The organism is Hyphomonas sp. (assembly GCF_046313735.1).
In the GTDB taxonomy this organism is placed as follows: domain Bacteria; phylum Pseudomonadota; class Alphaproteobacteria; order Caulobacterales; family Hyphomonadaceae; genus Hyphomonas.
Genome location: NZ_JBKBXW010000004.1, coordinates 90035 through 101517 on the forward strand (window position 1 = coordinate 90035; position 11483 = coordinate 101517).

General features: G+C 68.3%; 10 protein-coding genes. 2 read left to right on the plus strand and 8 right to left on the minus strand.

Annotation, left to right across the window (positions count from 1 at the left end; translation table 11 throughout):
• Window positions 1–35 precede the first annotated feature (35 nt).
• From ACK4SV_RS03465 to ACK4SV_RS03500, 8 genes are all read right to left on the minus strand, one after another.
• Complete coding sequence (locus tag ACK4SV_RS03465; RefSeq protein ID WP_409916404.1) at window positions 36–1688, minus strand: SulP family inorganic anion transporter; 1653 nt, start codon at window positions 1686–1688, stop codon at window positions 36–38.
• 116 nt (window positions 1689–1804) lie between these two features.
• Window positions 1805–2644: a CheR family methyltransferase gene (locus tag ACK4SV_RS03470; protein WP_409916405.1), complete on the minus strand. Its 840-nt coding sequence runs from the start codon at window positions 2642–2644 to the stop codon at window positions 1805–1807.
• Between the two features lie 71 nt (window positions 2645–2715).
• Entirely contained in the window at window positions 2716–3081 is a 366-nt protein-coding gene (locus tag ACK4SV_RS03475; protein WP_409916406.1) for a response regulator, read from the minus strand.
• A 99-nt stretch (window positions 3082–3180) separates the two neighbouring features.
• Window positions 3181–3825, minus strand: a complete 645-nt coding sequence (locus ACK4SV_RS03480) for a histidine phosphotransferase family protein (RefSeq protein WP_409916407.1) — start codon at window positions 3823–3825, stop codon at window positions 3181–3183.
• A gap of 101 nt (window positions 3826–3926) precedes the next feature.
• A complete protein-coding gene (locus tag ACK4SV_RS03485; RefSeq protein WP_409916408.1) occupies window positions 3927–4160 on the minus strand; it encodes a hypothetical protein in 234 nt (77 codons plus the stop codon).
• 83 nt (window positions 4161–4243) lie between these two features.
• A complete protein-coding gene (locus ACK4SV_RS03490) occupies window positions 4244–4597 on the minus strand; it encodes a YdbL family protein (protein ID WP_409916409.1) in 354 nt (117 codons plus the stop codon).
• A gap of 33 nt (window positions 4598–4630) precedes the next feature.
• Window positions 4631–4819, minus strand: a complete 189-nt coding sequence (locus tag ACK4SV_RS03495) for a YnbE family lipoprotein (protein ID WP_409916410.1) — start codon at window positions 4817–4819, stop codon at window positions 4631–4633.
• Between the two features lie 88 nt (window positions 4820–4907).
• Entirely contained in the window at window positions 4908–8249 is a 3342-nt protein-coding gene (locus tag ACK4SV_RS03500; protein ID WP_409916411.1) for a YdbH domain-containing protein, read from the minus strand.
• Window positions 8250–8420: 171 nt separating this feature from the next.
• Here ACK4SV_RS03500 and ACK4SV_RS03505 point away from each other — a divergent pair, with 171 nt between their 5' ends.
• Together ACK4SV_RS03505 and ACK4SV_RS03510 are read left to right on the plus strand one after the other, a co-directional pair.
• Window positions 8421–9785 carry a peptidoglycan DD-metalloendopeptidase family protein gene (locus ACK4SV_RS03505; RefSeq protein WP_409916412.1) on the plus strand — a complete coding sequence of 455 codons (1365 nt, stop codon included), beginning with the start codon at window positions 8421–8423 and terminating at the stop codon, window positions 9783–9785.
• Between the two features lie 123 nt (window positions 9786–9908).
• On the plus strand, window positions 9909–11357 hold the full coding sequence (locus tag ACK4SV_RS03510; RefSeq protein WP_409916413.1) for a M23 family metallopeptidase: 1449 nt from the start codon (window positions 9909–9911) through the stop codon (window positions 11355–11357).
• Window positions 11358–11483 lie beyond the last annotated feature (126 nt).

Sequence of the window (11483 nt, forward strand, 5' to 3'; positions counted from 1 at the left end):
GGCATATAAGCGAAGTTCGAGGCCGAATCGAGCCCTCAATGTGCGCCCGCAAAGATCCCGGTGCGGACATTGTAATCCACCGCAAGGCCATAATCCGGGTCGTCATCCTGCTCGACGACAAGCTGCCCCGCCTTTTTCAGGAGGCGGTGACAGTCCGGCGAGAGATGGCGCAGGCGCAGCGTCTTGCCCACGGCCTCATACCGGGCGGCAAGGTCTTCAATCGCCTGCAAAGCGGACTGATCGACAACCCGCGAGCGGCGGAAATCCACGATCACGACATCGGGGTCGGTTTCAGGATGGAAAAGTTCGGCAAACCCATCCGTCGAGCCAAAGAAAAGCGGGCCTTCGATCTCATAGACATGCGCGCCCGGCTCCCGGATGCTGTCGCGCTCGATGACATGGATGCGCTTCGCATTGTTCCAGGCATAGGCGAGCGCCGAGACGATCACGCCAATCAGCACGGCGGTGGCCAGGTCATAGGCCACGGTTGCCGCGGTCACCAGGATGATGACGAAGGCATCCATGCGCGGAATGCGCCGCATGATGCGCAGCGACTGCCAGGCGAAGGTGCCGATCACGACCATGAACATCACGCCCGCCAGCGCCGCCAGCGGGATCATCTCGATCAGGGCGGAGCCGGCGAGGATGAAGAACAGCAGCAGCAGCGCCGCCGTGGTGCCGGAAAGGCGCGTGCGCCCGCCGGATTTCACATTGATCATCGACTGGCCGATCATCGCGCAGCCGCCCATGCCGCCGAAGAAGCCGGTCAACACATTGGCCCCGCCCTGGGCGAGGCATTCCTGCGAGGCACCGCCGCGCCGGCCGGTGATCTCGCCGACAAGGTTCAATGTCAGCAGGCTCTCGATCAGGCCAACCGAAGCCATGATGAACGCATACGGAAAGATGATGCCAAGCGTTTCCAGCGTCATCGGCACCATCGGCACGGAGAATGCCGGCAGGCCGCCCTGCACCGACGCCGTGTCCCCCACATTCGGCGTGTCGAGGCCGAAGCCGATGACAAGCGCCGCGACCACTCCGATACCGGCCAGCGGCGCCGGAATGGCCTTGGTCGCTTTCGGCAGCAGCCAGATGATCAGCATCGTCAGGCCGGTCAGTGCCAGCATCTGAGCCAGCGGCCAGCCGCTGAGCCACTCCCCGTCCGGCAGGCCATGACCGCCCTGCTCGGCCGTGCCCGGCACCTGGAACTGGCCCAGCTGGGCCAGGAAAATCACGATGGCGAGCCCGTTCACAAAGCCCAGCATCACCGGCGTCGGCACCAGCCGGATGAACTTGCCGAGCCGGAACACCCCCGCGCCGAGTTGCATCACGCCCATCAGCACAACCGCGGCAAACAGGTATTGCGGCCCCATATCGCCCACACGCGGATCATGCACCAGGCCGACCGCCACCACCGCCAGCGCCCCGGTCGCGCCGGAGATCATGCCGGGGCGCCCCCCGAATACCGCCGTAATCAGGCAAACGATGAACGCGGCATAGAGGCCTGCCAGCGGCGGCACCCCCGCCACGAAGGCAAAGGCAACAGCCTCCGGCACCAGCGCCAGCGCGACCGTCAGGCCGGCCAGCAATTCAGTGCGAACCCCGCCGATAGATGCCGGCACAACGTCTTTTCCCGCCCATCGCGCCGCGCCTATGCGCTCGGCAAACGCCGCAAAGTCTGACTTGGTCATGAAGGGGAATCCGATGCTTCAGGCCTGTGGGAATGAGGCCGCTTTACGCGACTCATGCTGCATTGCAACAGCAAGCCAGCCATGCCGTGCTGCTTCCAGGAAAAAATGCAGATAAATCAGGCAGCGCGCCGGTTCGCCGTCCCTGCCGCGACCCAGCCCTGGCGGATATCGCCGGCCGGCTCGAGCAGGTCGGTCAGCCCCTGGAAGCTCTCACCCTCGCCCAGCAGGATCACCGCCCCCGGCGCCATCTGCGCGGCCAGCACTTCGGCCACCCGCACCCGCGCCGAGCGCGCCATGCCGGACAATACATGCCGGCAGAAGATCACATCGAACTGGCCGAGCCCGCCCGCGCTCTCCATCAGATTGTGCTGGCGGAAGCCCACACGGCCTTTCAGCGCGTCGGAGGCCTGCCAGTCGCCGCTCTCCAGCCGCCCGAAATGCTTGATCAGCCGGCGGATCGAAAGCCCCTTCTGGATTTCGTAGTGATTATAGACGCCTGCCCGCGCCCGCTCGGTCGAGGCCTTGCAGAAATCGGTGGAGACAATCTCGATCCGCGCCGCGCGCAAGAGCGCCGAGGGCTCATCCTCCAGCATCATCGCCAGCGAATAGGCCTCCTGCCCCGTGCTGCCGCCCGCGCACCAGACGCGCAGCCGCGCCGAGGCGCCCGGCGCTGACAAGCGCTCCGGCATCACCGTGTCGATCACCGTGTCATACACCGCCCGCTCGCGGAAAAAGCTCGTCTCATGGGTCAGGAGCGCCGCGGCCACTTCGGTGCGGAACACCGGGTTCTGGCGCGCCTCCAGGCAGTGGACGAGATCGGCCAGCGATCCAAACCCTTCCCGCCGCGCGATAGGCGCAAGGCGCGCCTCCATCAGGTATGCGCGCGACAGCGGGATCGCCTGCCCGGTGCTTTTCAGCGCCAGGTCTGCGAGGGCATGGAAAACGGTCTCCTGCATGGCCTCTCCGCCGCAAGGCGCGCGCAGCGCCTCAAAGGTTACGATCTCAGCCGGTTTTCTTAAGAAAGTCTTCAGATCAGGCCGACTTCGGCGAATTTGCTTTCCAGGATGTCGGCATCGAACGGTTTCATGATGAATTCGTCCGCCCCGGCGCGCAAGGCTTCGCTGATATGTTCGGGGTCGTTCTCGATCGAGCAGAACACCACGCGGGGCACCTTGCCGCCCTCTTCCCGGCGCAGGGCGCGCAGGAAGTCGATGCCGTTCATCGTCGGCATGTTCCAGTCCAGCAGCACAGCGTCCGGCATCGCCTCGCGGCACATGCGCAGGGCTTCGGCCCCGTCGCCAGCCTCGGTCACGGAGAAGCCCAGGTCGCGCACGATGCGCGAGGCCACTTTCCGCACGACACGGGAATCATCAACGATCAGGCAGGTCCGCATCGGGCTTCTGGCTCCGCTCCGCAAATTCTGGCTTGCGGTATCATCCGTGCCCGACACCCGTTAACAAACCTTGAGCGCGCGGTAATCAGTTCAACGGTTTCAAACCTGGGGTTTCAGCCCGGTGGCCATGATCACGACGCCTTCCGGCCCCTGCCGCGCTTGCAGCGTGCCGCCCAGCTCATCGCAGGTGATCTTGGTGAACAGCGGCTGGATATTTTCCGGCCGCCAGCCGCCTTCGGGCTCTTCCCCGCGCAGGGCCTTGGCCACCTCTTCCTTCAGGTTCACCCGGTCGCCCTTGCAGGTCAGCGTCACGGTCTTCATCGCGCCTTCGTCGCGCACGCGAATGGTGATCACCCCGCCCCGCGCGGTCGCGGTCAGCGCCACCATCACCATGTTCATGATCAGCCGCGCATGGCCAAAGCCCAGCTCCGTTGCGGTGATGTCCCATTCCAGGCTCGGCTTCTGGAAGCGCACATACTCGTCCGTCAGCTTGCGGAACTGGTGCACATCCGCCGTGCCGCCCTGCAGGCCCATCGAGCCGAAGGCATAGCGCAGGAATTGCAGCGTCGCGGCCACCCCATGCGCGCCCTCGCGCAGGGATTTCTCGCAATGCTCCTTCTCCTCGGCGCTCCCCGGACTGTCCAGCATCTCCAGCGACAGCGACATCGTTGCCGCCGGCGACACGATGTCATGGCAGAGGCGTGCGGCGATATACGCGGCAAAACGCGCAGGTTCGAGTTTCATCTGGTTCAGCCCGGGACAATCTCAGCTGGCGACAGAATCGGGTGCGCCGCGGAGTGTGTCAATGCGAGAGGCGTGACAGTCTGGTAACGGCTGTGAAGCGCTCAGCTTCCGGGCGGCGGGTCGATGTCGTCATGGCCGTGCCGCGCGCTGTGGAAAACCAGCAGGAACAGCCCCATCGACACTGCCAGCGTCAGCACCGCGCCGATGATGAAGGCGAACATGCCATGCCCGCTGACGCCCATCTCCGGCCCCATCCAGCCGCGCATCAGCACGGCCAGCAACACGCCCAGCGCGGCAAAGGCGGCAACAATCCACAGGATCAGGCTGCGGGACATGGGCACGACATAGGCTCACCGCACACCCGGGGGTATGCGGTGAGGTGTCTCTGGGCGTTTCGGGAAGGCGCGGGGACGCCCGCTCAGGGCTTGCGCTGCCAGGTGCCGCTCTCGTCCATGAAGAACTCGCCGGACTGCACCCGGTCGGCCAGCTGCCGCTCACCGGCCACGCGCGCCACCTGCTGCACCGTGCCGCCCGTCTCGCGCGCGGTCTGCTCATACAGCGCCCGGCGGCGGTTGTTGATGTCCTGCACCTTGCGCGTGATCTCGGCATCGGCGCTGGTCACGATGCCCAGATAACCGTCGATGCGCTCACCGATCACGCCGGAGGCGCGGGCCGCCTCGATCTGCGGGTCGCCCCGGCCCTGGCCCTGCGCAGCAGCAACCGCGCCGAGCACCAGGATGAGGCTCAGGAAAAGGGTGCGAAGAAAGGTCATGGGAGTGTCTCCGGAAAACTTCGCTGGATCTGATCAGAACAGGTCTGGATTGTTGGCAATGAGCTCGCTCACTTCACGCTCCAGCGTGATGCGCAGCTCCTGGGTGATATTCACGTTCAGGTCGATCTTGAACGGCTTGTCCGACGGCTCCAGACGCACGGTGTGCGTGCAGGCGGCCACGCCAATCATGGCGGCGGCAAGCAAGGCTGGGGTCATCCTCATCGGGTCGGGCTCCTGTGATCTGGCGCCACCATGACATGCTGCGCCTTAACGTCAATCAACCGCGCTGTTGCCCCGCATTCAGGCGCAATCAGGGCTGCGGCAGGCGCCCGCCATCGGTGTCGAGATCGGTCACCACCTCCAGCACCGTGCGCGCATCCGCCAGCTGCAGCCCCTGGCTGATCAGCTGGCCCAGCGGCAGGTTGAACCCCATCGCGAATTCAAACGCCTGCCCCGGCGGCATCGTCATCGTCCGCGTAACCGGCACAGGCCGCACATTCCTGCCCGCAATCTGCATCTCGGCCCGCATCTGCCCGGCAAGATCGCCCGACAGGCCAATTTCCAGGATCGAGAATTCCAGGTCACGCAGCGCATTGAACGCCATGCTCGCCACCGGATCGGCGTCCGCCGCCGCCTCCATCGCCGCCCCGGTATAGGCAAGCCGCCCGCCGCCGGCGTCCGCCTTCAGCCGCGCGTCCTCCACCACCACAGAGGTCGGCGTGAACGCAATCGGGAACGCCCCGCTCACCGTGCCCTCCGCGCGCGTATCCGGCAGCTTCAGCGCCTCGATCAGCTGCGTCAGGTCGAGCCGCGAGGCCGCCACCGACACCCGTTCCGGCGCGCCCCCCAGCTTCCATTCCAGCGGCGCGAGGGACAAGTCGCCCCCCGCAAACGGGAACCGCACTTCGTCCAGCTTCAGCGTCTCCCCGCCCTCGAAGGCAAACACGATCCGTCCATCGGTGAACGCCACGCCCGGATCGACCGAGCCGATGCGCACCTCCTGCCCCGGCGCGGTCGTCAGCCCCATCAGGTCGCTGAACCGCACGGTTCCAGACACCCCGCTCACCCGGCCCAGCCGCGTCGTCTGGAAGCCGAACCCGTCCAGCGCCAGGTCTGCCGTGGCCTCGATCTGCCCGCGCGCGATGGTGAAATCCGCCGCGCCGCTGAACCGCCCCTCGGCATTGGTGAACAGGCCGACAAGGCGCTGCGAGATCATCGCCGGCTGCACGCCGCCGGGGCGGAACACCAGCGGCTCGCCCACCACGCGCGCCGTGCCCGTCAGCTCGAAAATGTCGAGATCGGTCTCCGCCCGCGCCAGCGCAAAGCCGGCGGCCTCATTGCGCATCGGCCCGGCCATCACCAGGCGCCGTCCGTCCAGCCGGCCCGCAAAATCCCCCATCACTGGCTGGTACAGCGGATCACTCGGCGCCGGATCGGAAATCCGCACGCCCCCGGCCCGCACTGCGCCCGCCATCCCGTCCGGCGCGCTCACCCCATCAAAGCCGAAGCCCGCCGCCTCGACCTTTGCCGGGATCAGCGTGCCGCCAAATTCAGTCTTCGCCAGCGCCGCCGCAATCTGCACCGGCCCGCCCCCTGCCGCCGTGCGCACCCGGATTTCCGGCGCCGCCCCGTCGATCACCAGCGTGTTCTCGCCAAGCTCCACCGGCAGCGCCACCGCTTCCGCCCGCAGCGTCAGCCCGAAGCCCTGCTGCAGCGTCCAGTCCGCCCGCGCCCCGCTCAGCGCCACATCACCGGACCCGCCATCAAACCGGATCGGGAAGCGCACATCCCCCAGCCGCGCCGCCCCGCCCGGCGGTCCGCCCTGCCGGATGAACCGCCCGTCCACAGGGCAGACATCAAACGCCGCCTGCGGCACGCTCACCGCGCCCAGCGCAATACCGGCAGAGCTCAGCGCCAGGCACGGCGCGCCCATAGCCTGCACCCGCCAGCCGGTCTCATCCATCGCTGCATCGAGGCCGCCCGACATCCGCGTCCGCGTCAGGTCAAACCCGGCAAAGGCGCCGGTGAACGTCGCCTCGCCTGTTCCCGACACCTCGACCTCTTCCCCGCCCCCCCGGAAGGCCAGCCCCGTCACCCCGGCGCTGACCGTGCGCCCGCCAGCCGTCCATGGGCTCAGCGCCAGGCTCGAACGCTCCAGCGTCACCGCCCCGCCGCTGATCCGGCCGAGGCCGATCTCCGCGCTCACCGAAGGCGCCCCGCCGCCCGCCATCCGCGCCGCGCCCGTCAGCAGCACCTCGCCGCCGGCAACCGCCAGCCAGGCCGCGGTGTCCGCCACATCCACATCCAGCCGCAGCCCGGAGGATGCGGCGAGCCCCGCCGGGCCTTCGGACCGGATGGCCAGCCCGTCCGGGCCATAGCGCAGGGCAAGGCCGAAGGCCGCGTCAAAATCCGCCGCCGCAGCGCCCAGCGCCCGGCTCAGCGCCGCGCCATGCGCGTCCAGCGGCTCCGGCAGGCGCAGCGCCGCCTGCACCGGCGCCAGAACCTCTGGCGCAAGACCGGCATTCACCGCCTGCGCCCCGCCTTCAAACGTCACCCCGCCATCGCCGCGACGGATCGCATCGCCCGCCAGCCGCAGGCTGCCCGCCCGCGCCTGCGGCCCGTCCACAGCCTGCACCTCGGCGCTCACCGGCCCGGCCAGCGCGCCGCCGCGCATCTCAAGGTCTGCGCCCGCCTCGATCCGCCCGGCCGTCCAATCGCCCACCGCCGCGCTGTCGGCTTCGGCCTGCATCACCAGCAGTGTCAGCGCCTCGCCCAGCGCGGTGAAATCCATGCCCGGCGCCAACGTGAAGCCCGCCTGCCCCCGGCTGCGCAGCCCGCGCACCTCGGCTTCCGGCGCCGTCAGCCCGGCGGCTCGCACAGACCATTCCGCCCGTCCATCGCCCGCCAGCGACATCGGCGCCCGCGCCTCAGCCGCCAGCACGAAGCCTTCCGCCCCATACCCGCCCAGCGCCGCGCTCGAGGCTGACAGGCGCACATCGCCCGTCACCTCCCCGGCCAGCACCCGCGCCGAAAACCGCGCCTCGGTGAACGCGAGGTGCGCCGGCCCCAGCGACAGCCGGCCGGGATCGAGCCGCAGCGATGCACTCGCCGCCTCTGGCAGCTTGCCGGACACGTTCAGCGTCGCCGCCGCCGGCCCGAACGGCGTATCCAGGAATATCCGTGCGTCACGGATTTCCACAGGCGGCGCAGGGCCCGCCTGCCCCGTCCCCGGCGCCGCCAGCCGCTCCAGCCCGTAGAACCGCAAGCCCCCGGGACCCAGCATGCCCCGCATCGCCAGGCCGCCGATCGTGATGCCCTCGATGCGCGGCGAGAACAGCCCCGGCCAGGAAATCCGCGCGGACACTTCCTGCGCCTCGGCCGGCACATTGCGCCCGGAGGTGATCCTCACGCCCGACAGAACCGCCCCGTCGGCGCTGATCGTGGTGAACTTCGCCTCGCAGGTCAGGTCCCGGTCGGCGCACCAGGCCTGCAGCGCGCGCTCGGCAATCGGCTTGCGCATCACCCAGAGCAGCACGATGGAAACAATCAGGACAAACAGGAATCCCAGGATTAACCGTCTGGTCCAGACCAGCGGCCCCGCTTTCCTGCCCTTCTGCAGGCTGCGCATTTCGGTGGCGTCGACGGGTTTCACTGGTCCGACCGGCTTGCTTCTTGCTTCACCTAAGCCATAAAGTCCTAAAGCGGCATATAAGCCAGACAGTCCCTGTTGTCGGATCCTTAATCGGAAAGGGTGACAAAATCAGGGCGTTGCGGACAATGCCGGCCCAAAGCCGGGGGGCGTCAGAAGACAGGATTACCGAGCTTGACCGAGACCGACGTACACTCCGCCGATCCCAAGCCCCCCCGCCGGCCCCTTTCTGCCGGGATAAAAAGCCTCGCTGTGCTGGCCGTGCTCGGCCCGGCCTTCGCCATTGGCGGGCTGATGATCGTGGGCAATGCGCCCGACCCCGAGCCCGAGATCGCCGAGGCCGCGCCCCTGCCGCTGGCGGCCCGCCTCCTCTCCGCCCTCGACATCATCGACGCGCCCGACCCGGTCTACAATGAAGGCCGGCTGGAGCGGAACGAGACGCTGACCGGCCTCGTCACCCGCCTCGGCGCCCCGGTGGGCGAGGCGAACGCCGCCCTTCAGGCCGTCTACCGCACCGACATGATCGACCATCGCCGCCTGCGCCCCGGCCTTGCCGCCGAAACCTGGGTCGAGGATGGCCGCCTGACCGCGCTCTCCCTGCGCGATACCACCGACCGCAGCCTCCTCGTCACCCGCAAGCTCGATGGCGGCTGGACCGCAACCGAGCTGAATGCGAAACTCACACCCAGCTACCGCCGCATCGCGGCCGAGATCGAAGGCTCGATCTACAACACCGCCTTGAAGCTCGGCGCCGGCGACCAGCAGGTCGTCGATTTCGCCGCCGCCTTCGCCTATGACATCGACTTCCAGCGCCAGATCCATCCCGGCGACCGGTTCGAGATCTTCTTCGAGACCTTCGAGGATGAGCGCGGCAATCCCGTCCGCCACGGCGAAGTGCTCTACGCTGCCCTCGATGGCCGCGCGCTGACCCGGGGCTTCTACCGCTTCACCCCCAGCGATGACGGTCAGACCGACTATTTCGACGACAAGGGCGAAAGCGCCACCCGCTTCCTGATGAAAACCCCCATCAACGGCGCCCGCATCTCCTCCAATTTCGGCATCCGCCGCCACCCCATCTCCGGCTTCACCCGCCTGCACCGGGGCACCGATTTCGCCGCCCCCACCGGCACGCCCATCTACGCCGCAGGCTCCGGCACGGTCCTGCGCGCCAGCTGGAATGGCGGCTATGGCAACTATATCCGCATCCGCCACACGCGCGGCTATGAGACCGCCTATGCCCACCTCTCGCGCTATGCCGCCGGCCTGAAGCCCGGCCAGCGCGTCAGCCAGGGCCAGGTCATCGGCTATGTCGGCTCCACCGGCGCCTCCACCGGCCCGCACCTGCATTACGAAGTCTGGGTCAATGGCGACTCCGTCAACCCGATGTCCCTGAACCTGCCCACGGGCCGCAAACTGGCCGAGGATCCCGCCATGCTGGCCGAATTCCAGCGGCGCAAGGCCGAGATTGATGCACTCCGCCTCGCAGGCGCCGGCGCCATGGTTGCGGCAGCACTTCAGGAACCGCCGGCAAGCCCCTGAATTTACACGCCTTGGGAGAATCCTGCGAACGGCCTCGCCCATAGCGCGAGGCTGGTCCCATTCTTGCTTCCTTCCTGCCAGACACCGCTGTTTAAGCCGGAATGACGCCAGGAGACTACGGGTATGCACCGCCTTCTTGCCAAGCTGAAAGGACGCTTCAGCGGCCCCGCCGCGGCCGCCGTCCAGCGTATCGGCGGGCTCTCGCCGCTGGCCGAGCGCGCCGCCGCTGTGGCGATCCTCACCGGCCTCGTCCTGCTCTTCGCCTTCGTGCGCGCCTATCCGGCAACACCTGCCCCGACCCCGCTCACCGCCCTCGCCGACAACCGCGACGTGACCGGCGGCAATCCCGCCATCGCCCGCACGGCCACCCTGACCGCCTCGGTCTCTGCCGCCGATGTCTTCGAAATCCTCGGCGCTGCGCCCCATGACGCCGCCGCCGCCGCCACCGCCCTGCGCGAAGCGGCCCCCACACGCGGCGAACGCCTGCGCGCCGGCACGCCCCTGACCGCATGGTTCGAGCCCGGCCCCGGCGGCGCCGACCGCCTCACCGGCGTCAGCGCCCGCGTCAGCCCCACATCCACCCTGATGGCCAGCCGCCGCGCCGATGGCCGCTTCCAGGCCAGCGTCCTCACCGCCCGCACCGAAACCGTCCTCCAGCGCCTCACCGGCGAGATCGACACCAGCCTCACCGAGGCCGTCCTCGCCGCCGGCGGCAGCCGCGCCCAGGCCGAAATGCTCGCGGCCCTCTACCCCGAAGACCCCGAACTCGCCCGCGGCGGCCGCCCCGGCGAGCGCTTCGACATTGTCGTCGAGATGATCGCCGACGAGCGCGGCAACATCCTCGAGCCCGGCGATCTCGTCTTCGCCGCCTTTAACGGCGAGGTGACCGCCGGCTCATGGTACCGTTTCACGCCCGCCGACACGGGCCTGCCGGAATTCTATGACCGCCACGGCGCCGCCGGCGACGAATTCCTCTCGCGCGATCCGGTTCGCGGCGCGCCGATCACCTCCGGCTTCGGCAACCGCATCCACCCGATCACCGGCGACTATGTGCTCCATGCCGGCATCGACTTCCGCGCCCCCATCGGCACGCCCGTGCGCGCCGCCGGCTCCGGCCTCGTCACCGACATGCGCTGGGGCGAAGGCTATGGCTGGTTCATCCGTATACGCCATGAACGCGGCTATGAGACCGTCTACGCCCACCTCTCCGGCTTTGCCCCCAAGCTCACCCCCGGACGCACCGTCATGCGCGGCGACCTCATCGGCTATGTCGGCGACTCCGGTTCCACCACCGGAGCGCACCTCCATTACGAAGTGCTGCGCAACGGCTTCTATGTGAACCCGGCCTCGCTCGCCCTTCCCTCTGGCCGCGATCTCAGCCGCGACGCGGAAATCCTCAAGGCCTTCGCCGAACAGCGCGACATGATCGACACCCTGCGCGGCGCCGACATCCCCGCCTACGCCGAAGCCGAGCCCGAGGAAACCCTCACCCGCGCGCCCACCCGCGCCGAACGCCGCGAGACCGCCGTCCGCCTCGCCAGCACCCGCGCCGCCCCCAGCGGCGGCCGGTAAACCCCGCTCACCCCCCCAAGCTCATCCTGAGCGAAGCCGAAGAATGAGCGAAGCCGAAGAATGAGCGCCGCCCACGAACGAACAAAAGAAAACCCCGATGCGTATGCACCGGGGCTTCCTTCCTAT

Bases quoted from the DNA above. Each gene is read 5' to 3' on its own strand.
- ACK4SV_RS03465 (WP_409916404.1), bottom strand. From the start codon at position 1,688: ATGACCAAGTCAGACTTTGCGGCGTTTGCCGAGCGCATAGGCGCGGCG.
- ACK4SV_RS03470 (WP_409916405.1), bottom strand. From the start codon at position 2,644: ATGCAGGAGACCGTTTTCCATGCCCTCGCAGACCTGGCGCTGAAAAGC.
- ACK4SV_RS03475 (WP_409916406.1), bottom strand. From the start codon at position 3,081: ATGCGGACCTGCCTGATCGTTGATGATTCCCGTGTCGTGCGGAAAGTG.
- ACK4SV_RS03480 (WP_409916407.1), bottom strand. From the start codon at position 3,825: ATGAAACTCGAACCTGCGCGTTTTGCCGCGTATATCGCCGCACGCCTC.
- ACK4SV_RS03485 (WP_409916408.1), bottom strand. From the start codon at position 4,160: ATGTCCCGCAGCCTGATCCTGTGGATTGTTGCCGCCTTTGCCGCGCTG.
- ACK4SV_RS03490 (WP_409916409.1), bottom strand. From the start codon at position 4,597: ATGACCTTTCTTCGCACCCTTTTCCTGAGCCTCATCCTGGTGCTCGGC.
- ACK4SV_RS03495 (WP_409916410.1), bottom strand. From the start codon at position 4,819: ATGAGGATGACCCCAGCCTTGCTTGCCGCCGCCATGATTGGCGTGGCC.
- ACK4SV_RS03510 (WP_409916413.1), top strand. From the start codon at position 9,909: ATGCACCGCCTTCTTGCCAAGCTGAAAGGACGCTTCAGCGGCCCCGCC.